A 21,188-nucleotide genomic window follows, 5' to 3' on the forward strand; every position below is an offset into this window, starting at 1 on the left:
TGCGGTATTGAAAATTTTGGTCGGCAGACTTGCCGCCGGATTTTCAAGAGAGCCCCCATGCCGCTTGCGCAGCGCCATCAGAAGATGGAAATGGGCTGCGCGCCCCGGGGGCTATTTTCAAGAGAGACGCCCATGACGCTGGCGCGGCACCATCAGATGGTGAAAATGAGCCGCGCGCCCTGGGGGCTATTTTCAAGAGAGACGCCCATACGGCCTGCACGGCACCATCAGATGGTGAAAATGAGCCGCGCACCCCGAGCTATTTTCAAGAGAGCGTGCAAATGTTGTATTTTGTACAACAAAAACGGGGCAATCAACCATATTCGCGGCACAATGTTGTAAAATGTGCAACATTTCGGGCGATGTTCCTTGATTTGAAGCCAATCGCCCCCAAATTGTTGCACAAAATGCAACATTACCCTTCCTCTGGTGCGAAGGGGGCGGAAAATGTTGCATTTTTTGCAGGATTTGTCGCCGCATGTGCCCGGGGAGGGCCGCGCTAACATGAAGTTCGCGCGCTGCCGTGGAGTCTGGACGCTAACATGCAGTTCGCACGCTGCCGTGGAGCCCAAACGCTAACATGGAGTTTGCACGCGGGCTTCGGGAGCTGCCGGCTAAGTATGTCTGTCGCAGTAAAGTGTAGCTTTGCACAATAAAGGGCCATTCTGAGGGCAAGGTTTTCTCAGTGCTGGCAGAAAAGCTGCCAGAAAGGGCAGTTTCGATAAAGCGTTAACGTGTTAAATCGAAGTATGACTTTCTGCACCAGATAAAACTGCCGCTCAAGCGCAGCCGCTCATCTGGCGAAGGTGCTTCGATCGAAGCTTCTCTAAATGCTCGCTAGCCTAGGATGCTGGTGTACCGGGCTAACGCAAGCCACAGAGCTTATTTCACACGAAACGACCGATTTGAAATTTTAACGCAAGTGAGCATTCGTATTCCGCATTTTGGGCTATCCGATTCAGCGTTTCTGGCCAAATAGCGTTACTACGTTTCGTTACATTTTAAAAAAGGTCCGATTCTGCCAAATAGCGTTTGTCACTAGCGTTAGCGGAAGCTTTCGGCGGGAGTGCAGGAAGGAGCAGCTCAGGAAGGAACGGCGTAGGAAGCGGCAGCCTAGGAAGAAGCGGCACAGGAAGGAACGGCGTAGGAAGCGGCAGCCTAGGAAGAAGCGGCACGGGAAGGAGCAGCTCATGAAGGAGCAGCCCAGGAAGAAGCAGCACAGGAAGCGGGCAGCTCATGAAGGGGCAGCCGTCGAAAAGAACACGGCTTGGGCAGCTAAGACAGGAGGTGCGCATCATGCCGGAATTGCCAGAGGTGGAGACGGTCCGCCGCACGCTGAACGCGCTGGTGGCGGGCAAAAAGATAGAGCGGGTGTCCGTCATGCTGCGGAGAATTATTCAGCGGCCGGACGACCCGGCTTTGTTCGCGGCTCTGCTGGAAGGACAGACGATAAGGACGATCGAGCGGCGCGGCAAGTTTTTGCGTTTTCTGATGGACGATCGGACGATGGTATCCCATCTGCGGATGGAAGGAAGGTACGGCTTGTACCGCGAAGACGATCCGCTCGAGCTCCATACGCATGTTATTTTTCATTTCACAGACGGCACGGCGTTAAGATACAAGGACGTCCGGCAATTCGGGACGATGCATCTGTTCGACAGCGGCCGGGATCTGGAGGAAGCGCCGCTTAGGAAGCTCGGTCTCGAGCCGCTGGACGACGCTTTTACGCTCGAAGCGTTGCGGGACGTCGTTGCCGGACGCTCGGCCAAGATCAAGCCGCTGCTGCTCAACCAGGAATACATTGTCGGCATCGGCAATATATATGTGGACGAGTCGCTTTTTCTCGCCGGGATTCATCCGGAGCGGGAGGCGGGAAGCCTCAGTCGGCAGGAGCTGCGCAGGCTGCACGAAGCGATCGTCCGCACGCTAACCGAAGCTGTCGAGGCTGGAGGTTCTTCGATCAAGTCCTACGTGAACGGGCAGGGCGAGATCGGTATGTTCCAGCATCAATTGAAGGTATACGGCCGCAAGGACGAAGCATGCTTAAACTGCGGCCAAGCGATCGTGAAGACGGTAGTGGCCGGCCGGGGAACCCACTATTGCCCAGGCTGCCAGAAGGCTAAGGTGCAGCAGACCAGACGTCCGAACCGGCAAGCTTCGGCTGATTAAAGAGCGCAGCGCAATATAGGCACCTCTCTCCCTTCAATGCCATATAGTATGGGTAGGCATTCAGGTGAGGAGGGAACGACATGCTGCCGGTATTTTCATTGCTGCTGCTGGCTCTGGGCGTAAGCCTTGACGGCTTCGGCGTCGGAGTGACTTACGGCCTGCGCAAAATACGCATCCCGCTGCGGTCCATCGCGATCATTGCCCTTTGTTCAGGATTGATCATTTACTTGTCCATGCAGCTCGGCGTCTGGCTGAGCCGGTTCGTGGACCCGGTATTGTCCCGCTGGATCGGTGCCCTCATTCTGATCGGCATCGGCCTGTGGGCGATTCGACAGGTGAGGACAGGGGAAGAGGGGGCTGGAGGCAAGACTGACGATCCGAAGCCTTGCAGCCATTCAGCGGAGAGCGGCGAAGGGAAGGAGGACGTTCCTGTCCCGCCTGCCGCCAAAGTGCTGTACATTGAGCTGAAGCGCTTCGGGCTCGTTATTCAAATATTAAAGACGCCGTCCATCGCCGATATCGACCGCTCGGGTGTCATCTCGCCTTCCGAAGCGATGTTGCTCGGACTGGCCCTGTCGCTGGACGCCTTCGGAGCGGGCTTCGGGGCGGCGCTGCTCGGCTTCTCCCCCTGGCTCACCTCCGCCGTGATCGCGCTGGCCAGCGGCATTTTTCTTGGCGTTGGCCTTCGCATCGGGCTTCAGCATGCCGGATGGAGATGGATGCGGAAGATGTCTGCATTGCCGGGCGTCTTGCTGATCGCGATGGGGCTATTGAAGCTGTTGTGAATTGCGAACAGACAGTGCCGCCTTTGGCGATGAAGCACGGACATAACATAACTTCTAGATTATTGCTGGAATAGGAGACCGCGTATGAAAATCGGATTGACGGGCGGCATCGCCACCGGGAAGAGCACCGTGGCCTCGATGCTGCAGCGCAAGGGAGCCCCGCTGGTCGATGCGGACGTTATCGCCCGCGAAGTCGTGGAGCCCGGCAGCCCTGTGCTGGGCCGGGTGGCGGAGCGGTTCGGAAGCGATATTTTGCTTGCAGACGGCAGCTTGAACCGCAAAAAGCTGGGCGCGATCGTATTCGCCGATCCGACTCAGCGCAAGGCGCTGGAATCGCTGCTCCATCCCCCGATTCGCGCATTGATGAAGGAAAGAATGGCGCTCCTGGAGCGCCAGTATCCGGACAAGCCGGTCATCGTCGACGTTCCGCTGCTGTACGAGTCGGGCCTGGAGGCGATGTTCGACGCCGTCATGGTCGTGTATGTTCCTGCCGAGCTTCAACGGGAACGGTTGAAACAGCGCGACGGGCTGACGGAGGAGCAAGCGGAGCAGCGATTGGCCGCGCAGCTGCCGATCGAGGAGAAGCGGCGCAGAGCCGATTTCGTGATCGACAATGCGGGAACGCTGGAGGAGACGCAGCGGCAGATCGATTTGTTCTGGAAAGAAAGTGGGCTGCCATGAGATTTTGGCGAAAAAAGCGGGTGCTTGCGCTGCTTTTGCTGACCTTTGTCGCCTTGCTTTTTTTATCGAACGCAACGATCAGCCGCTGGCTGTACCCGATTCACTTCGAGAATGAAATTCGCTCCAGTGCGAAAAAATACGAGCTGGACCCCATATTGATCGCTGCCATTATCCGGGTAGAATCCAATTTCCGGGCCGATATTGAATCGCATAAGGGCGCTTACGGGTTAATGCAGTTAATGCCCGATACGTCCGATTGGATTATCGAGACAGGGAAATTCGCTCCGGGCTACCGCCAGCTTTTGCATGATCCTTCCGTCAGTATCGAGCTTGGTTCGTGGTACATACATTGGCTGAACAAGCAGTTCAACGGCAATACCGCTGCCGTCATTGCCGGTTATAATGCAGGTCAAGGCAAAGTGCAGCAGTGGCTGGCGAGCGGCGTTTGGGACGGGACGCTGGAACGGGCGGATCAGGTTCCTTACGGGGAGACGCGGCATTATATTCAGAGAGTGATGTATTATTACGATAAATATAACAAGCTGTACGCCGCAGAATGGAGACAATAGGTGATCATGAAGCATTGGACACGCTTCCCGGGAAAAGGATGCGTGCCCAATGGTTCTTGCTTATTCCCTAAAACGTGTTATTATTTGAACTGACCGGCAAGTTGCTGCTCGGCGATTTGTACCAGTCTGCGAGTAATGTGACCACCGATCGCACCAGTATCACGAGTAGCCATGTTACCGTAGTAACCGTCTTGGGGAATGGCAATACCCAATTCTTGAGCTACTTCGTATTTCATTTGATCCAACGCGGCGTTAGCTTGCGGCACTACCAGAACATTGCTGCTGCGGGATTGTCCTGCACCCATGTCTGTTCACCTCCTTGTCGTTGGTAGTCCTATTATGCTCGTTATGTCCGGCTTCATGTCAGGAATTCGCTGGTAAACGAAGCCGGCAATCGAATCTTCTCTCCGGGAGAAAGGAAGATCAGCTTATGAAATGCCCCTACTGCGATTATCCCGGCACGAAAGTGCTAGATTCACGGTCAGCAAACGAAAACAAATCGATCCGCCGCCGCCGCGAATGCGAGAAATGCCAGAAGCGATTTACAACGTTCGAGATGGTGGAAGAAACGCCGCTGATCGTGATCAAAAAGGACGGCAGCCGCGAAGAGTTTAGCCGGGAAAAGGTGCTGCGCGGCTTAATTCGCGCCTGCGAGAAAAGGCCGGTTTCCGTCGAGCGGCTGGAGATGATTGTGTCCGAGGTCGAGAAGCAAATTCGCAATACGGCCCAAGCCGAAGTGGACAGCCGGGAGATCGGCGAATTCGTCATGAGCGAGCTGTACCCTGTCGACGAGGTCGCCTACATTCGTTTTGCCTCGGTGTACAGGCAGTTCAAGGATATCAATATGTTCATGAAAGAGCTGACGGAGCTGCTGTCCAGACATCAAGTCGGCGAGCTTACAGGATTGGACGATATAAAAAATAAAAATAACCAATAGTGTTGACAAGTGCCCTATTGCTGTGATATGATTCTCCTTGTCGCCGCTGGTGATTGACGGTGAAGATCGGATATCAGAAGCAGCACTGCTTGGGCCCTTAGCTCAGCTGGTTAGAGCGCACCCCTGATAAGGGTGAGGTCGGTGGTTCGAGTCCACTAGGGCCCACCATCATGTGAATTTCATACGGGCCCATAGCTCAGCTGGGAGAGCGCATCGCTGGCAGCGATGAGGTCAGGGGTTCGATCCCCCTAGGGTCCATATATGAAGCGAGAAAACGGCAGAGATGCCGTTTTTTTGTTTGCCCTTTTTGTAGTAAAGCTCCAGCTCCCGTACCCCAACCCGCTGTGCCCTGTCGAGCCACTCCCCCACCAGGCTCCCGTTCGGGCCGGAGCCGATCCCATGAGCCTTCTATGAGTGAATTCGCAACAGGCACTCAAAGCATCCCCCGACAAGTCCGGGACCGATTCCGTCAGGAAGACTTTCAGGCGTTATTCCTTGGCTTGAAGCCAATCTCCCCCAAATTGTTGCACGAAATGCAACATTTCCCTTCGTCTTGAGCAAAAAATATTGAAAATGTTGCATTTTTTGCAGGTTTCGCCGCCTCATTGCTCGATTATGCCCGGGATGGGCCGCGTATACGCCGAGTTCGCGGGCTTAATGGTGTTTGTGCAGCCACGCAGTCCACGGATCTTGTTCATGAGCGTAGTTCGACCATAAGTGAGTCTATCCTGGCGCCAGTCCGACCATGAGTGAGTCTGCCGGCAAGGAATGATTCGTGACCCCCATCACAGAATGCAAACTATATATTGTGTTATTATCCATTTTGGACAACTAAATATAGTGGTTTATGGTGTCGATACGCATTGCGTAGATCGATTAAAAGGGAAGTTCGGTGAAATTCCGACGCGGTCCCTCCACTGTGACGGCGAGCGGCGCTGCACTACAGCCACTGTTTCAGCAATGGGACGGGAAGGCGGCAGCGAGTGCGAAGACCCGGAGCCAGGAGACCTGCCATAAACGACAACACTGCTTGACCTAAGGTAGATAGGGAGGTGTTCTATTGTGTAGATCCGCTGAATGGATGTATACGGGGGGCATGACTGACTTTATTTTGGTCGGAAATGTCTTTTTTGCGTGCGAAAGGAGTAGCTTATGCTCGCGTTCTATCCTCGGTTCATTCGAACATTCGATGATTTGCCCGGATATACTTCATTGCTGATTCATTCCTGGAACGGCTGCAATATGCGGTGTTTCGGGTGCCACAATTCCGACGAGCTGATCGCGAAGAAACCGGATGGCCGCCATCTGGACGGCAGACAAGTCATAGACCGTCTGCAAGGGTGCCGCTCCATGTTTGAGGCGGTATTATTCAGCGGCGGCGAATTTCTGATCAATGAGTATAGCGAAATAGCCGATTGCCTCAGGGAAGTACGGGCGGTCTATGATGGGAAAATCATCGTTTTTACGAACGGAACTTACCCGCGCAAGCTTCAGCAGTTATTCGACGACAAGCTCATCGATGGAGCGCATATCGATATGAAGCTGCCGTATCATGCTTTGGATCCCGCCCAGGATCGCGAAATTTATGAAGCGGTGATCGGCATCGCTCCTTCGGAAACATACTGCAAAGCGATACTGGAGTCGGTAGAAATCGTGATTCGCCATAACAGCGATGTCAGTCAAGTCCGAACGGTGCGTTATCCCATATTAAGCGAGCATTTCTTCGATGAAATCCGAATCTATGTGGACAAGTTGAAGGATAAATATAACAGCCGTGTTCCTTATTTCATCAATCCTTATCACCCCCCTTATCAGGCATCAACACCTTAAGCGGCAGCCTATCGAATGGAGGAGTTTTACATGTTTCGTACTACGGAAGAGATCATCAACACGTTCACATCAAGCTCGGAAACGAAGCAGTCCGACTATCTCAAAAGGGAAAATAGCAACTTCGTGTACTCCCTTCCCCTGCTAAGGCACAACTTGACCAATCATGCGGAGGAGGAATATTTATTAAAGCACATTCTTCCGGCCAAGTTAACCGAGCTGTATAAGGAAGGCGTTATCTATATTCACGACAAGCAATTAAGTCCGTATTGTTTAAGCGTTTCCTGCAAAGACATCGCGTTAAACGGAATTCCGACGCTGGCCAAAAATATGATGGCGTCCAAGCCAACGCGGAAACTGGATATTTTGTTGCGGCATTACAGCAATATGGTTGTGCTGATGTCTCAGCAAGTGTCCGGAGCGGTCATGCTTTCGCAGATGACCACGATATCGGCTTCTTACCTTTACATGGAGGAGACCTCGTTTGGGCGCCATTATTCAGCCGATGACTTGAGGCAATTGTTCCAAAGTCTCATTTGGGAGACGAACATGCCCTTGCGCGGCGGTTCGCAATCGGCCTTCACCAATATTACCCTGGAATTCGGAAAACCGTCCGATGAGATCAAGGATGATTTCGTTGTGATCGGCGGCTCCCCCTTAAATATTCGGTATCGGGATATTCCCTCTGAATATTTTGACCGGATCAATCGGGCGATTATCGATGTCATGAAGCAGGGGACAGGGACAGGCATTCCCTTCACCTTCCCGTTAATAACGGTACCTATTGATGACAGCTTTGACTATGACAATCGTTTGTTTCTGGAACTGCTGGATGGGATGTATCAGTGGGGCGGAGTATATTTCGAGAACTTCCGCACGGCGCCGTTCCAGGACGCGCGCTATCGCAAGCTGAACCCTTACCTGAAGCCGCGAGATCCGGAAGTAAGCCGCAGTCTATGCTGCCGCTTGCAGATTGATCTGACGGTGCTGTCGAGAGTCGGAAGCGGTATTTTCGGCAGCTCGACAGGTTCGACGGGAGCCGTCCAGGTATTGAATTTGAATATGAATCGGGTCATGCTGGAGTACGGGCACGATGAACAGCTGATGTTTGCTCGCATCGAGGAACTGTTGAATATTATGCAGGAAGGCCACATGGCTAAACGGCAATGGATCGAGCGGAATCGGGAGCTATATCCGACGTTCTTCGCCTTGAATCGGGATTTATCCCATTATTTCAATGTTTTTGGTGTAGCGGGAATGCATGAGGGCCTCATAAATAGCGGATATGAGGGGGGAATGAACAATGATTCAGGCAAGCGGCTGGCCCATCGTATCATGCAGTTTATGACGGAAAAGATCAATGAGTTTATAGTAAGGGATCAAGTGGCCTGCGGCATTGAGTATGCTCCGGGCGAGAATGCGGCAATCAAGCTCGCCCGTCATGATGTAAAATGGGCAAAACAGCATGGCCGGGACATCTTTGTGCAAGGCACGGGGGAAGATGTATATTTGACATCCGGATGCATGCTTCCTTTCAGTGAGGACGATTTTGTGTTGCAGGTGGAGAACAGCGCTGAATTCCAAGCTTATGCGACCTCAGGCAGCATCCTGTATCACTTCCTGGAAAGTAAAGTCGCTCCGGAACGATTGGCCGATTATTTAAAAAAAATATTCGACAAGCCGATCCAGTACATCACGCTAACCCCGATGTTATCCAGTTGTCTTAGCTGCGGCCAACAAATGGCGGCGGCGGATGGCGTCAACATTGCCGGCTGCCCGACCTGCGGCAGCGACGATATCGCCACATTCAGCCGGGTCATCGGATATGTGAAGATGATCGCACGCAAGAAATTGCATGTCGACGACAAAGGCTACTATCAGGGAGAATACAACTTCTGGAGCAATTCACGCAGGTTCGACTGGAATACCCGCAAGCGGCTCAGAGAAGAAAGCCTGTGACTTTGCAGCCAATTGTGCCTGTCCGCTTGCTGATCAGAATATAAAATGACGTAAGCCTTCGGGCTTCCTCTATGCCGATCATACGAGGAGCCCAAAGGCTTTTTTTGGCTGTTGCGGCGCTCGGATAAAATTTCATCTCTTTCAGGATTTTCGGGCATTTAAACGTTCGAAAAAGATGCTATAATCGTTTGTAGTTCGATATGTCGAATTACAACGAATTATGTCGTATAGCTTGATTGAAAGACCTAGAGGGGGAAGGCCGTCATGCCGCGATAGCCAATTCGGCGCTGGCCCCACATTGGACGGTGATAACATGATCGGGAGGAAATCAAAGTGGGCTTATACGAACAGATCGTTAACCGCCAAGAGAAAATTGCCGTCGTGGGACTAGGTTATGTGGGCTTGCCGATCGCTGTGGCCTTGTCGGAAAAAGCCGATGTCATCGGCTACGATGTCAGCGCTGCGAAGATCGACAGCTACCGCCAGGGGATCGATCTGACGGGCGATTTGGACGACGGCCGTTTGAAATCGTGCTCGGTTCGATTCACCAGCGACGAGCGCCTGCTTGGCGAGGCTTTGTTCTTTATTGTAGCTGTGCCTACGCCGATCGGCAGCGGAAATGTGCCCGACCTGGAATACGTACGCAGCGCCAGCAGGACGGTCGGCAAGCATTTGCGCAGAGGGGCGGTCGTTGTGTACGAATCGACCGTTTATCCGGGCGTAACGGAGGAAATTTGTTGGCCCATCCTGGAGGAAGCGTCGGGCCTGAAATGCGGTCCGGATTTCAAGATCGGCTATTCCCCTGAACGCATTAATCCAGGGGATAAGGCGCATCGGCTGGAAAACATCGTCAAGATCGTATCGGGAATGGACGACGAGGCGCTAGATACGATTGCCAAGGTGTACGAGCTTGTCGTCGAAGCGGGCGTGTTCCGTGCCGAAAGCATCAAGGTTGCCGAAGCGGCCAAGGTGATCGAGAACGCCCAGCGCGACGTCAATATCGCCTTCATGAACGAGCTGGCGATGCTGTTCCACCAGATGGACATCGATACGAAGGCGGTGCTGGAGGCCGCCGGCACCAAGTGGAATTTTCTTGCATTCAGCCCCGGCCTCGTCGGCGGGCACTGCATCGGCATCGATCCTTATTATTTGACGTACAAAGCGGAAGTTGAGGGCTATTATTCCCGAATTATTTTGGCCGGCCGGCACATCAACGACGGCATGGGCAAATATGTGGCCCAGCAAATCGTCAAAAAGCTGATGCGCCACAAGCTGAACCCTTCCGGTGCGGCGGTCGGCCTTCTCGGCCTGACGTACAAGGAGAACTGCCCGGACATCCGCAACACGAAAGTCGTCGATGTCATCCGCGAGCTCGACGAATACGGGGTGCGGACGGTCGTCTGCGACCCGGTCGCGGATAAGGAGCTGGCGATGCAGGAATACGGCATAGCCTTGGCCGAGCTGGACGAGCTGCGGAATTTGTCGCTGGTTGCGGTCACGGTGCCGCACCGGCCGTTCGCGGAGCTTGCGCCGGAGGCGTTCGACGCGATGTACGCGCCGGGCCAGGTCAAGCCGTTCATGGACATCAAGGGCGCATACGACAAGGGGACGTTCCTGTCGCGCGGCTATGATTACTGGAGCTTATGATGATGAAGAAGATGAGATTATTTTTGTCCAAAAAGCGCAGCGCTATGCCCCAAAAGGAAATTATGGCGCTGCCGAAGCCGGACCGGCGCATGCTCTCCAATGTGCCCGACCCGGAGCGGATTCGCTCCGGGGGCGATCGCAGGCAGGGCGACGACCTGAGCGTTCGCTATGCGGCCAGCTTCGCGGTCGGGCTGCGGGCGAGCGGAAGCCATCGCAAGGAGCATATCGTCGGCACGGCCGCCGACATTTCCGCCAGCGGGATTCTCGTCGCCCTGCCTGACGGTTGCGGCGCGCTTCAAGGCGATAAGACATACCGGCTGAGCTTCGATATTCCGCCAGGTACGATGCCCGAAGGCTTCGAATCGCGCGTCAGGCTGGACGCCAAGGTCGCCAGAAGCTTTCGCGCCGAGGATGGGCGCCAGATGGCTGCCTTCGCCTTCGTCAAGCCGCTTTCCGAATATTTTCGGCGCAGAAGATGGGGGTATTCCGTCTATACGGCAAGCGCGATGCTGCTTGCCGCCTCGCTCATCGTCGTGCTGATGCGCACGGAAAGCGTCCTTTATTTCAAATACAATTCCTTGCTTTATTTGTACAGTCTGATCGCTGCGGCGTTTCTGCTGTCCCGCTATTTGTTCGGGGCGCTGCACCGGGACGTGCCGGTCAATCCCGACTTTACGCCGGGCGTATCGATCATTATCCCGTGCTTTAACGAGGAAGAGTGGATTCAGCGCACGATCCGAAGCTGCATTAACCAGGATTACCCGATTGACAAGCTGGAGGTCATCGTGGTGGACGACCGCTCCACCGACAATTCGGTCGCCCGGATGGAGGAAATGATCGCGCGCATCCATAACGAGGCGACGCGCTTCGCCACGAAGGAGCGGCTGCGGCTTGTCGTTATGCCCCGCAACGGGGGCAAGCGGGAAGCGCTGGTGCAGGGCGTGAAGCTGGCGAAGCACGACCTGGTCGTCTTCGTCGATTCCGACAGCTTCCTCGCGCCGACGGCAATCCGGCATCTCGTGCAGCCGTTCCAGGACCCGAAGATGGGCGGCGTCGCCGGGCGGACGGACGTCGAGAACAAATTCACGAATGCCATGACCAAGCTGCAGACCGTCCGTTATTATATCGCATTCCGCATTATGAAAGCTGCGGAATCCTACTTCGACAGCGTTACCTGCTTGTCGGGCCCGCTGTCCTGTTATCGGAAGGAGCTTGTGCTCAGGCATGCCGACGCCTGGCTGAACCAGAAGTTTCTGGGTCAGCCGGCCACGTTCGGAGACGACCGGGCGATGACCAACTTCGTGCTGCGCACGCATCGGACAGGCTATCAGGATTCCGCCGTCTGCTCGACGATCGTGCCGTCGAAGCTGGGCGTATTCCTCAGGCAGCAGATGCGCTGGAAGCGCTCGTGGCTGCGCGAATCGCTCATCGCCAGCTCCTTTATTTGGCGCAAGGAGCCATTCATGGCCTTGTTTTTCTACATCGGTCTGATCGTGCCGATCGCCGCGCCGATCATCGTGCTGTACAATCTCGTTTACGTCCCGCTGGCGCACGGCATTTTTCCAAGTACATTCCTGATGGGGCTGCTGCTGATGGCGCTGCTGATGAGCTTCGCCCATCTGTTTTTCCGCAAAAGCCGGTTATGGGTGTTCGGTATCGTGTTCTGTCTGTTCTATGAGCTGGTGCTGCTGTGGCAAATGCCTGTCGCCTGGGTGACGTTCTGGAAGTCGACCTGGGGAACGCGGGAGACGCCTCAGGACGTTAAGGCCAGGGAACGCAAAGAAGCCCGTAAGCGCAAAACGCGCGGACGGTTCGGACTTCCGTTCTAATGATACAAAACGAAGGACTGGATGCCGCAATGAGAGAACAACGCAGCAAAGCGCTCGACTACCGCCGCAAAGATCGGATCAAGGCTTGCCGAGTGGCCGTTCAGATCGTGATCCTGGCCTTTCTCGCCGGCCTGATCGTCAAGGCGCTGTTCACGTGGAACGGCTATGACGAGCCGGATCGCTCCCGCTGGAACAGCCGGAACGGGTTCGTTGCCGTCTCCTATTTCGGAGTGGACCATAGCGGCACAAGCGAGCTGATCGCGAAGGAGAAGCTGGAGGAGCAGCTCAAGGCGCTGTACGAGCGAGGCTATGTGACGATTTCGCAGGACGACGTGCTGGCCTATTACAACGAGGGCAAGCCGCTGCCGGAGAAGGCGCTGTTCCTCTCGTTCGAGGACGGCCGCAACGATTCGGCGCTGTTTGCCGAGCCGCTGCTGAAGAAGTATAATTTCAAGGCGACGCTGCTGACGTATGCCAACAAGTTCGGCAGCAGAGAAGGGAAATTCCTCCAGCCCAAGGAGCTGCTCAAGATGACGCGCAGCGGGTACTGGGAGCTCGGCAGCAACGGGTACCGGCTGTCCTATATCAACATCGTTGACGAACACGGCCAATTTCTGGGCGAGCGCGCTCCGGGCGAATTCCCGGAGCAGAAAACCGCGCGGTATTATACGCATTACTTGATGGACTTCATTCGCGATGCGGACGGCGTGCCGATCGAACATCGCGACGAGATGGAAGCGCGGATCGGCAGCGATTACGAGAAGATGAAGAACATCTACACGCAAGCGCTCGGGTACGTGCCCCGCACGTATATGATTATGCACGCCAATACGCTGTATAACGGAATGAACCCGCTGGTGCAGGCGGCCAACGACAAGGGCATCCGCGAGCTGTTTCAGCTCCACTTCAACCGCGAGGGGAATGCGATGAATACGGCGAAGGACAGCCCGCTGAATTTGACCCGGCTGCAGCCTGCGCCCTATTGGGAAACGAACCATCTGTTGATGGAACTGCGCCGCGCTTCGGGCCGCGATCTCGCTTTCGTGACGGGCGATAAGACGCGGGCCGAACAGTGGAAGCTGATCGCCGGCGCCGCGGAATTCGCCGGCGACCGGATCGCGCTGACGTCGCCGCCGAGCGACGCGGGAATGCTGGCGCTGCCGGGCAGCGAAGCCTGGGACAACGTCGATCTGCGGCTGCGGCTTGGCGGGCATTACAGCGGCGAGCAGAGCGTCTTCCTGCGGTACAGCGGAGACGGAGCTGCCTACGTGCGGCTGCTGCTGCGCGAGGGGGAGTTCGCGGTGGAGCAGAAGGCGCCTGGCGAAGAGCCGGAGAAGCTGCTGTCGGTTCCGTTCGAGGCGGCTGCAGACGGCCGGAACCGGGCCAGGCTGCGCGTGCAGCTGCTGGACGGCAAGCTGTCCGTCGCGTTGGACGGCAGCGAGGTGCTAAGCGGCCAGCCGATCGATGAGCGTATCGCCTCCGGAGCGCTGACGCTGGCTGCCAAAGCGAGCCCTGAGGACGCCAGATGGAACGAGTATGACGAGCAGGATACGATCTATGACGGCGTATTCGAAGCTATCGAAGTGAGGGAGGCTGTCGCCGGGGAAGAAGCGCAGGGCAAGCAGCTCTACAGCAATCGGCTGAACGTGCTGCAGTTGCTGGGCCAGACGGTCGCCCGCGCCTACCGCCGGGCCGTGGATTGGGCGATCGAGACGTTTTGACGCGAAAGGAACGTTGCAATGAACCGAGTATGGAGCAGGGGGATTCTGCCTGCCGTATTCGCCGCTGCGATGATCGGAGCGGCGCTCTGGCGCTGCGGCGGCGATCTGCGAAGCGGGCTCGGGCTGTCGGGGGCGAAGGAGCCTATGGCCCAAACCAGGCTGTCCGTGTGGGTGGCCGACTGGGATTACAAGCTCGGAGCGGCCGATTGGGCGTCGCTTTCCGGCTCTCCGGAAAGCGTGCAGCTGTTCGGGGCTTACTTCGACGAACGGGATAAGCTGCTGTTCCGCGACGATTTCTTCAAGCTGCTGGAGGCGGTGCAGCGGCCAGGGCTACCGGCAGGCGGCAAAGCCGGCTACGAACGGTATTTGACGATCGTCAACGACATCGTCAAGGGAGACGCCACGTCGCTGCTGAAGGACAGCGGCCTCGTATCCCGGCTGGCGGCTTCGGAGTCAAGCCGGAAAGCGCATATCGCTGCCGTCGTCGCGGCGGCCAAGCAATACGGCATGGACGGCATCGAGCTGGATTACGAGCGCGTCGCGCAAGCGGACTGGCCGAATGTCGTTCGCCTGTTCGGCGAGCTGCACCGGGCGCTTGCGGCCGAGTGGCTGAAGCTGCGCATCGTGCTGGAGCCCGGAGCCCCCGTCGAGCGGCTCGAGCTGCCCGAAGGGCCGGAGTACGTTATGATGGCCTATAATTTGTACGGGACGCACAGCGGCCCGGGGCCGAAGACGGACCTGGCGTACATCGGCAAGCTGGCCAAGAGGCTGGAGCATGTGCCGGGAGCGCCCGTCCTCGCATTTGCGACGGGCGGCTTCGATTGGGACGCCGCGGGGAAGGCGACGGCGCTCATGGAGACGGACGCCATCCGGCTGGCGCAGGCGGCGGGCGTTCAGCCGCAGCGCGACGAGGCGAGCGGCTCGCTATATTTTACGTATACGGACTGGCAGGGCGCCGAGCACACCGTATGGTATGCGGATGCCGCCACGCTGCAGGGCTGGATCGACGCGGCGAAGCAAAGAGGGGTGACCCGAGCCGCCATATGGCGGATGGGCGGGCTGTCCAAAGCCTCGCTGGACTATCTGGGAAGCTTATAAGCTGAATTAGCCCTGTCTATCTGCTCATCACCGCCCAGGCCGACCGGCCCGGGCGGTTGTTGGCATGGACATCGGCTGCAGCTGCATCGAACAAGCGATAAAGCGTATAGGCGGCATAGGGAATTTCGACAACCGCCGCTGTGATGACGCCAGACGAATACTTCCCCGATACCAGGCTAACCCCGACATGCTTCGCCACGTCAAGCAGAATCACGGCAACGATGCCGACGAACAGCGTATTCAGTTGGCCGCCGCTGTCGTAGTCTCTGAGAGTCAGGTATGTTGTTGCAATTTCTTCTCCGTCATGGATGAAGAAGGCGAGCGGCATAAGGCAGATCAGAGCTTCCAGGCTTATCAGCGTACTGCTCGGCCAGAACAGGGTTCCCCTTCCTTTCGCTTGAAAATGCGGATCGTGTTGACGACCATCTTCTTATCGAGCATCTTTGGCGGCGGCAAGCGACCGGCTGGAAAGGCCGCGATGGTTCTGCCGGTCTACAGCCTCAGGTCGAAAAAGGAAGACCCGCCGAGCGGCCGCTTCGTTCCCCATCCCGTCGAATAACTGTACGATGACGGATAGGACAGGCTGTTCCAGGCGTTTAATGACAGAGCCAGACTGAACAGATCGCTGTTTCCGCTGCTCAATAACGGGAAACCGTAACGGTACGGGAATTGCGGATAGGGCGGATAAGAGGCTAGCCCCATGGTTGATAGCCCGACGGTAAGTGTGGAGCTTAACCAATGTCCATAAGGTGAGCCGGTTATCAGCGGATCCAGATAATAGGCAAAAGGCTGCTTTCCTTGCGCCGCGTCCGGCTTGCCGGCCGGCGATTCCGTGCATAGGCACGTTTTGTCTCCCCAAACTGTCACTTGCACCAATGATCATCCTTTCTTCGATTATGTCTTTATATAGTGTCTTTATATAGGGACTATAAAGATAGTCTTTTTGTCCGCAAAAAAGTATGCGCTTTAAAGGCAATGCAGGCTGGCTATCAAGCGCGAAGTCAATACACGTTCAATCGTTCCAAGCGCTCGATGCTGGACAAATCTGTAACTGCATTTTTGCTGATACCGAACCCCCAGTACTTGGCATATGCGTACGGATACTGCAGCATAATGAGCAGCTTGCCTTCCCGAAGTCCAGCCTCCCGAATCCGGTCGCGAATCGGCCTCGTCTCCACAGCAATAGGCGCTTCTTTCCCCGCTTCCGAGAGGAGCCGCAGGCGGACCCAGGTCTGCTGAACGATTGGCATGTCGACATTCGACTTTAGAAGCAAGGCAACTTGCGGGGTTGCGGCTGCAACGCCGGACATTTGCTCCGCCATGCTGGTGATGGTCTGCATACTTCCGGGGTTCGCTTGTTCATGAAGCCAAAATACGTATAATGTCGGCGTATTATCACGATACATCGTCGCATACAAATGGTGGGACGGGAGCATCCAAAGAAAGAGGGTCGCGATAAGGACAACAGATGCCATCGCCTTCGCTTTGCTGCGGCGTTCCGATCGGAAGCGGGCAATTTGCCCGATTCGTTCGATCAGTTGGGAGCGGCCTGCCAACCAATTCGCGCCGAAGGCAGCAGGCGCTGCCGACGGGCTGTTCATCTCGCCTTGCTTGATGAGCAGCATGCCGTAACGGGTTCTTTCTTCGCGGCTCAGCAGTTGGAGCACGCGGGAATCGCAGCGAAGCTCCATATCGTCCCGATATGCTGCCATCGCCGCATGCACGACGGGATTCAGCCAATACATGATCTGCAGCAGACGGGAGAAGTCGAACAACAGAAGGTCTTTATACTTGCAATGCATCAGCTCGTGCAGCAGGATAAACCGCAATTCTTCTGCCGAATATTTCCTGTCGTAGTCGTAGGGCAGCAAAATTGTAGGCCTGAATGCCCCATAAAGCGCGGGAAACAGGGAGCCCGAACGCAGCAGGCGCACATGTCCGCGGATTCCGGCCTCCTTCTTGCACGATTCAAGCAGTTGCAGCAGCTCCGGGTCCTCGCAGGGCAGCGCGGACTGAATAAGACGGCGTGTCCGAAGCCCCCGCGCCCAACCAATAGCGGCATAAATGCAGCTGCCTCCAAGCCATAAGCAGGCCATGGCGATCAGAACATTGGTCAGTCCCGTCTGGGCCCGGACGGACTCAAGCAGCTGGCGATCCGCAGGAGGGAGGGGCATTGTCATTTCTTCCCCATTGCGATACATGCGCATTTCCCGAGATGGCGCGGAAGTGGTGTCTCCCTCCTCAGCCCTTTTTGCTCATCTCGTTCCAATGTTTTCCGGCTGCAGTCAATACGCCCGTGACTCCGTATGTGCCATAGAGATATCGATCGAGCCCGTTTTCCATGCTGAACGGACTGGGGACGGATAGCGGCAGAGAAAGCTTCAGCAGGACAAGGAGCCAAAGCCAGCAAATCGCGCGCGGGCCCAGTAAGCTGCGTCCGAATCGGCGAAGCAGCAAGGCGACGAACGCGATGACGGAAGCGGTCAGCGTCAGTTCCAGCCCTTTCACGACAAGGAGAGGCAGCAAAATATCCATCAGCGGCGCTCCTCGCTATCGGTTTCGTCTGTCAACATTCGTCTGAGCTCCTCCGCCTCGCGAGCGGACAAATTTCCGTCTTTTAGAAATCCGACCAACAGGGCGCTGCGGTTGCCGCCATAATACATATCCAGGAATTGCTGGCGTTCCTGCCGCAAATAATCCTCCTCTGCAACGAGCGGGAAGTAATAGTAGATGCGGCTATCGCGTTCATCCACCGTATATCCGACAAACTGCTTGTTCACCAGATTGCGCAGCAGCGTCTTGATCGTGCGAAAATGCCAGTTGGATTGCTTGGACACCTTATCCACAATGTCGCTGGCCGTACACCTGTTTTCCTTCCACAGAACCTTCATGACAACTAGCTCGGAAGGAGCAATTCGCTTGTCTTTTCGCTTCAATGCAGAAAACCTCCCCCTTTGCGGCGGCGTTTCGATTTATACAAAGTATATCGGCACGGATTTGGATTATATTTATAGTCTTTTGAAAAAAGAACACGTGTGCTCTCCCTCTTGCGCGGCCGCCAACCCGCGCTCGCTCGCCCTTGAGAGGACCTCGATAAAAGCGTGAAGAGTGCCTTTTTGTGCAGAAAAGCTTCCTCGGGAATGTTTTTCCAAAGCAAAAAACGCTGCTGGGGAAGGGAGACGAGGGGATATGAACCCCCCGCATTACCGTATTCACCTTGGGCGTGGACGATTTGGAGAGAGCAGTCGCCTTTTACCGCGACGGATTGGGGCTGCCGACGGAAGGGATCGTAGGAAGGGAATTCGAGCATGGCGCCGTCGCTTTTTTTGAGCTGGAAGGGGGATTGAAGCTGGCTCTGTGGAGCCGCAAAGATCTCGCGCATGAAACGAAGGTCGAGCTGAGACCGCCCAGCTCCACCGAAATGACGATAGGACATAACGTCGGCAGCAAGGAAGAAGTGGACAAGGTCATGGAGCAAGCTAGACAAGCGGGGGCGATCATCACAGACCCGCCGCACGATGCTTTTTGGGGCGGATACTCCGGCCATTTTCTCGACCCGGACGGCCATTTGTGGGAAGTCGTCTGGAATCCTCAGTGGGATCTCCCGGAATAATTATGATGCTCGAATGAAACGATGCGAAGCCGCTTGCCTCGGGAAGCGGCTCTTTTTATTTTTGCAGCGTGTCGGATTAAGCTTTCGCTTTTTTCGGCCAAATAAAATGAGACACAGCAATAATCAAGTCAATGCCCAGTACGACCGTCCACAATTTCAAAACGCCGGCCAGCGCTTCCGTCCTGGGAGCATCGTTGATAAGATAAATCGAACCGGCCAAGAGTCCGGCGCCGATCGCGTAAGCAAGCGCATGTCTGAACCAGCTTTTGAAATAATGTTTGGCGTGCTCCATGCCGTACAATGCTTTCGGCTTGGGGCCTTCTTTGGTTACATAATAGCGAAAACGTTCGTCCGCCCATTCGATCATGCTTTTTCCAAAAGCGATCGATACGCCGATATAGACGGCTGCAATCGCATGAGCGGTCGAGGCGACGGCTCCGCGGTACAAATCCACGGTCGTAATGATCAGCAGGATCAGGTCGATGACCGGCGTCAAAGCGAGCAGCAGCAGACCCAGCTTCTTTTGCTTGAATAAATAACGCGCGGCGAGGCCCAATATAATGACAATCCAAAATGCAATCTCACTGGCAACGATCAACCAGGCGACAAAATTCAATCTTATCCCACCATCCTTCTGAAGAAATGTTTCATTATGATGAGTCAAGTGGAAGTATATCATCCTGCTTTTTATAATACAACTGTATTATTTTGTTTGTTAACCGGCTGTCTAAGTGCTACAATAAATGCATGCCTAAAATCGTCGATCACGGGGAAAGAAAACATCATATTGCCGAGGCGGCTTGGCGGGTCATTCAAGAGAAAGGCATGAAAGGGGCGACGGTGCGCAATATTGCCAAAGAGGCAGGCTTGTCCTTGGGGGCGCTGCGCCACTATTTTTCCACGCAGGACGAGCTGCTTGATTTTGCCATGAGCCTTGTTAAAGAGCGGGTAACCGACCGTGTCCGTTTCATCATCGAGAGCGATCTGCCTCCAAAAGACAAAGCGCTGAGTATCCTGCTGGAGCTGGTGCCGGTCGATGAGCAGAAGATGGCCGAAATGGAGGTCTGGTTTGCGTTCACGTTTCACGCCAAATATATGAAGCAGGATACCGACACGCAGGATGACGGCATTCTCAAGGGGATGCACCGGCTTCTCGAATTTTTGGACGGCAATGGCCTGCTGCGGCGCGATCTCGATCAAGAAGTTGAGGTGGAACGGCTGTATGCCTTGGTCAATGGTCTGGCACTGCATGCGCTGCTGGAATCCCGCCGGCTGCATCCGGAACGGATCGTACAGGTGCTGACTCGGCATCTCGATTCGATTTGCGTCAAATAGCCTCGCTCTGCTCATAGACGAGAGCCGCGTGTAAAGCGATAGCCGATCAACCATCCTTATTCGAATCGGTACGTTTAATTATCGTCGGTGGTTCCCCAGCTTCTTAAATAGATTTATTAATATCCACAAATCCATGAAGCACTTGGAGATCTGTTCACATTGTTTCCAACGACTGTTTTTTGTAAAATGAATATTTAGCGACGGTTATCTAGTGATTTATCACAGAATACGAAAATTAGGGGTTGCATTCCATCCGAAACCGTGATATATTATTCGAGCTGTCTCTTTCAGATAGCGATAAAATTTGATAGAGCATCGCATAGTTCGGCACAACAGGTTATAACGTCTGAGTTTAAGGGGAACCCTTATTTTTGGATTCACAAACCTCTTGCAAATGAACGACGGATGTGCTACATTGGATTCCTGCCTGAGAGGCGGGATGAACGTTAGGAATCAAGAAGGGATTTCCTTCGGCTGTTGGAGCGATTCCGATGGTCTGGTAGAAAAAACCTCTTGATTACGAGCTACGAAATGTGGTAAGTTAGAACTCCGGCCGTGAGAGCGGCTCGGACAAGCAAGATAACTTGTCCTTTGAAAACTGAACAACGAGCAAGTGTTTGTGCGACTTTAAGCAAGTCAATGCAATGAGCTAAATCAGCATCCAATCCCGGTTTAGGTTTCCGGGGTCCCCGAAAAGTAATCGGAATAAGCTTCGGAGCATTCGGGTCACTTTTTGGGGTGATATTTATTGGAGAGTTTGATCCTGGCTCAGGACGAACGCTGGCGGCGTGCCTAATACATGCAAGTCGAGCGCTGGATGGTTTCCTTCGGGGAATTATCCGGAGCGGCGGACGGGTGAGTAACACGTAGGCAACCTGCCCGGAAGACCGGGATAACTACCGGAAACGGTAGCTAATACCGGATAGGTGGCTTCTTCGCATGGGGGAGCCAAGAAACGCGGAGCAATCTGCGGCTTACGGATGGGCCTGCGGCGCATTAGCTAGTTGGCAGGGTAACG

Annotated in this window: 21 protein-coding genes, 2 tRNA genes, 1 rRNA gene and 1 riboswitch; of the genes, 16 read left to right on the forward strand and 8 right to left on the reverse strand. The window is 55.1% G+C overall.

What is annotated here, in order from left to right:
• Nucleotides 1-227 precede the first annotated feature (227 nt).
• On the reverse strand, nt 228-416 hold the full coding sequence (locus F591_RS33530; protein ID WP_019534592.1) for a hypothetical protein: 189 nt from the start codon (nt 414-416) through the stop codon (nt 228-230).
• A gap of 880 nt (nt 417-1,296) precedes the next feature.
• Between F591_RS33530 and mutM the strand changes: the two genes are divergently transcribed.
• The 4 genes from mutM (at nt 1,297) to F591_RS0110695 (ending at nt 4,204) form a co-directional block, all read left to right on the forward strand.
• The gene (mutM, locus tag F591_RS0110680) at nt 1,297-2,169 is read left to right on the forward strand and encodes a DNA-formamidopyrimidine glycosylase (protein WP_019534593.1); all 873 of its coding nucleotides are present in this window, start codon (nt 1,297-1,299) and stop codon (nt 2,167-2,169) included.
• A gap of 80 nt (nt 2,170-2,249) precedes the next feature.
• Nucleotides 2,250-2,954 carry a sporulation membrane protein YtaF gene (gene ytaF / locus F591_RS0110685; RefSeq protein ID WP_019534594.1) on the forward strand — a complete coding sequence of 235 codons (705 nt, stop codon included), beginning with the start codon at nt 2,250-2,252 and terminating at the stop codon, nt 2,952-2,954.
• Between the two features lie 84 nt (nt 2,955-3,038).
• Complete coding sequence (gene coaE / locus F591_RS0110690) at nt 3,039-3,635, forward strand: dephospho-CoA kinase (protein WP_019534595.1); 597 nt, start codon at nt 3,039-3,041, stop codon at nt 3,633-3,635.
• Nucleotides 3,632-4,204, forward strand: coding sequence for a lytic transglycosylase domain-containing protein (locus tag F591_RS0110695; RefSeq protein WP_019534596.1), 573 nt, complete (start codon nt 3,632-3,634; stop codon nt 4,202-4,204). Before coaE ends, F591_RS0110695 begins: the two co-directional genes overlap by 4 nt.
• Nucleotides 4,205-4,284: 80 nt before the next feature.
• On the opposite strand, the gene F591_RS0110700 is transcribed toward F591_RS0110695, so the two are convergent.
• The gene (locus tag F591_RS0110700; RefSeq protein WP_019534597.1) at nt 4,285-4,509 is read right to left on the reverse strand and encodes an alpha/beta-type small acid-soluble spore protein; all 225 of its coding nucleotides are present in this window, start codon (nt 4,507-4,509) and stop codon (nt 4,285-4,287) included.
• A gap of 125 nt (nt 4,510-4,634) precedes the next feature.
• On the opposite strand from F591_RS0110700, the gene nrdR reads away from it, so the two are divergent.
• From nrdR to F591_RS0110745, 9 genes are all read left to right on the forward strand, one after another.
• The gene (gene nrdR / locus F591_RS0110705; protein ID WP_019534598.1) at nt 4,635-5,141 is read left to right on the forward strand and encodes a transcriptional regulator NrdR; all 507 of its coding nucleotides are present in this window, start codon (nt 4,635-4,637) and stop codon (nt 5,139-5,141) included.
• Between the two features lie 91 nt (nt 5,142-5,232).
• Nucleotides 5,233-5,309 (forward strand) — tRNA-Ile (locus F591_RS0110710).
• A 17-nt stretch (nt 5,310-5,326) separates the two neighbouring features.
• Nucleotides 5,327-5,399 (forward strand) — tRNA-Ala (locus F591_RS0110715).
• Between the two features lie 573 nt (nt 5,400-5,972).
• Nucleotides 5,973-6,171, forward strand: a riboswitch (cobalamin riboswitch).
• Between the two features lie 122 nt (nt 6,172-6,293).
• Entirely contained in the window at nt 6,294-6,971 is a 678-nt protein-coding gene (locus F591_RS0110720) for a radical SAM protein (protein ID WP_019534599.1), read from the forward strand.
• Nucleotides 6,972-7,001: 30 nt separating this feature from the next.
• Nucleotides 7,002-8,927 carry an anaerobic ribonucleoside-triphosphate reductase gene (nrdD, locus tag F591_RS0110725; protein WP_019534600.1) on the forward strand — a complete coding sequence of 642 codons (1,926 nt, stop codon included), beginning with the start codon at nt 7,002-7,004 and terminating at the stop codon, nt 8,925-8,927.
• Between the two features lie 333 nt (nt 8,928-9,260).
• A complete protein-coding gene (locus F591_RS0110730) occupies nt 9,261-10,574 on the forward strand; it encodes a nucleotide sugar dehydrogenase (protein WP_019534601.1) in 1,314 nt (437 codons plus the stop codon).
• A gap of 44 nt (nt 10,575-10,618) precedes the next feature.
• A complete protein-coding gene (locus tag F591_RS0110735; protein WP_425414351.1) occupies nt 10,619-12,403 on the forward strand; it encodes a glycosyltransferase family 2 protein in 1,785 nt (594 codons plus the stop codon).
• A gap of 29 nt (nt 12,404-12,432) precedes the next feature.
• A complete protein-coding gene (locus tag F591_RS0110740) occupies nt 12,433-14,124 on the forward strand; it encodes a polysaccharide deacetylase family protein (protein WP_019534603.1) in 1,692 nt (563 codons plus the stop codon).
• A gap of 18 nt (nt 14,125-14,142) precedes the next feature.
• Complete coding sequence (locus tag F591_RS0110745; RefSeq protein ID WP_019534604.1) at nt 14,143-15,222, forward strand: glycosyl hydrolase family 18 protein; 1,080 nt, start codon at nt 14,143-14,145, stop codon at nt 15,220-15,222.
• Between the two features lie 16 nt (nt 15,223-15,238).
• Here the strand turns inward: F591_RS0110745 and F591_RS29525 are convergent, their stop codons facing one another.
• The 5 genes from F591_RS29525 to F591_RS0110770 all read right to left on the reverse strand — a co-directional run bounded on the left by F591_RS29525 (nt 15,239) and on the right by F591_RS0110770 (nt 18,158).
• Complete coding sequence (locus F591_RS29525; protein ID WP_019534605.1) at nt 15,239-15,550, reverse strand: HXXEE domain-containing protein; 312 nt, start codon at nt 15,548-15,550, stop codon at nt 15,239-15,241.
• Nucleotides 15,551-15,714: 164 nt separating this feature from the next.
• Entirely contained in the window at nt 15,715-16,095 is a 381-nt protein-coding gene (locus tag F591_RS0110755) for a hypothetical protein (RefSeq protein ID WP_156829518.1), read from the reverse strand.
• A gap of 128 nt (nt 16,096-16,223) precedes the next feature.
• Nucleotides 16,224-17,396 carry a M56 family metallopeptidase gene (locus F591_RS0110760; protein WP_169445846.1) on the reverse strand — a complete coding sequence of 391 codons (1,173 nt, stop codon included), beginning with the start codon at nt 17,394-17,396 and terminating at the stop codon, nt 16,224-16,226.
• A gap of 67 nt (nt 17,397-17,463) precedes the next feature.
• Nucleotides 17,464-17,757, reverse strand: a complete 294-nt coding sequence (locus tag F591_RS0110765; protein ID WP_019534608.1) for a hypothetical protein — start codon at nt 17,755-17,757, stop codon at nt 17,464-17,466.
• A complete protein-coding gene (locus tag F591_RS0110770) occupies nt 17,757-18,158 on the reverse strand; it encodes a BlaI/MecI/CopY family transcriptional regulator (RefSeq protein WP_019534609.1) in 402 nt (133 codons plus the stop codon). Before F591_RS0110770 ends, F591_RS0110765 begins: the two co-directional genes overlap by 1 nt.
• Before the next feature lie 266 nt (nt 18,159-18,424).
• On the opposite strand from F591_RS0110770, the gene F591_RS0110775 reads away from it, so the two are divergent.
• Nucleotides 18,425-18,835 carry a VOC family protein gene (locus tag F591_RS0110775; protein WP_156829519.1) on the forward strand — a complete coding sequence of 137 codons (411 nt, stop codon included), beginning with the start codon at nt 18,425-18,427 and terminating at the stop codon, nt 18,833-18,835.
• Between the two features lie 76 nt (nt 18,836-18,911).
• Here F591_RS0110775 and F591_RS0110780 read toward each other — a convergent pair whose 3' ends face one another.
• Nucleotides 18,912-19,451: a hypothetical protein gene (locus tag F591_RS0110780; RefSeq protein WP_019534611.1), complete on the reverse strand. Its 540-nt coding sequence runs from the start codon at nt 19,449-19,451 to the stop codon at nt 18,912-18,914.
• Between the two features lie 131 nt (nt 19,452-19,582).
• Between F591_RS0110780 and F591_RS0110785 the strand changes: the two genes are divergently transcribed.
• Entirely contained in the window at nt 19,583-20,170 is a 588-nt protein-coding gene (locus F591_RS0110785) for a TetR/AcrR family transcriptional regulator (RefSeq protein ID WP_019534612.1), read from the forward strand.
• Between the two features lie 745 nt (nt 20,171-20,915).
• Nucleotides 20,916-21,188: ribosomal RNA gene (locus F591_RS0110790) — 16S ribosomal RNA — on the forward strand; the annotation flags it as partial.

The organism is Paenibacillus ginsengihumi DSM 21568, from assembly GCF_000380965.1.
GTDB lineage: Bacteria > Bacillota > Bacilli > Paenibacillales > NBRC-103111 > Paenibacillus_G > Paenibacillus_G ginsengihumi.

Excerpts from the sequence above, each read along its gene's own strand:
- F591_RS33530 (WP_019534592.1), bottom strand. The coding sequence starts at position 416 with ATGTTGCATTTTGTGCAACAATTTGGGGGCGATTGGCTTCAAATCAAG.
- mutM (WP_019534593.1), top strand. The coding sequence starts at position 1,297 with ATGCCGGAATTGCCAGAGGTGGAGACGGTCCGCCGCACGCTGAACGCG.
- ytaF (WP_019534594.1), top strand. The coding sequence starts at position 2,250 with ATGCTGCCGGTATTTTCATTGCTGCTGCTGGCTCTGGGCGTAAGCCTT.
- coaE (WP_019534595.1), top strand. The coding sequence starts at position 3,039 with ATGAAAATCGGATTGACGGGCGGCATCGCCACCGGGAAGAGCACCGTG.
- F591_RS0110695 (WP_019534596.1), top strand. The coding sequence starts at position 3,632 with ATGAGATTTTGGCGAAAAAAGCGGGTGCTTGCGCTGCTTTTGCTGACC.
- F591_RS0110700 (WP_019534597.1), bottom strand. The coding sequence starts at position 4,509 with ATGGGTGCAGGACAATCCCGCAGCAGCAATGTTCTGGTAGTGCCGCAA.
- nrdR (WP_019534598.1), top strand. The coding sequence starts at position 4,635 with ATGAAATGCCCCTACTGCGATTATCCCGGCACGAAAGTGCTAGATTCA.
- F591_RS0110720 (WP_019534599.1), top strand. The coding sequence starts at position 6,294 with ATGCTCGCGTTCTATCCTCGGTTCATTCGAACATTCGATGATTTGCCC.
- nrdD (WP_019534600.1), top strand. The coding sequence starts at position 7,002 with ATGTTTCGTACTACGGAAGAGATCATCAACACGTTCACATCAAGCTCG.
- F591_RS0110735 (WP_425414351.1), top strand. The coding sequence starts at position 10,619 with ATGCCCCAAAAGGAAATTATGGCGCTGCCGAAGCCGGACCGGCGCATG.
- F591_RS0110740 (WP_019534603.1), top strand. The coding sequence starts at position 12,433 with ATGAGAGAACAACGCAGCAAAGCGCTCGACTACCGCCGCAAAGATCGG.
- F591_RS0110745 (WP_019534604.1), top strand. The coding sequence starts at position 14,143 with ATGAACCGAGTATGGAGCAGGGGGATTCTGCCTGCCGTATTCGCCGCT.
- F591_RS29525 (WP_019534605.1), bottom strand. The coding sequence starts at position 15,550 with ATGCCGCTCGCCTTCTTCATCCATGACGGAGAAGAAATTGCAACAACA.
- F591_RS0110760 (WP_169445846.1), bottom strand. The coding sequence starts at position 17,396 with ATGCCCCTCCCTCCTGCGGATCGCCAGCTGCTTGAGTCCGTCCGGGCC.
- F591_RS0110765 (WP_019534608.1), bottom strand. The coding sequence starts at position 17,757 with ATGGATATTTTGCTGCCTCTCCTTGTCGTGAAAGGGCTGGAACTGACG.
- F591_RS0110785 (WP_019534612.1), top strand. The coding sequence starts at position 19,583 with ATGCCTAAAATCGTCGATCACGGGGAAAGAAAACATCATATTGCCGAG.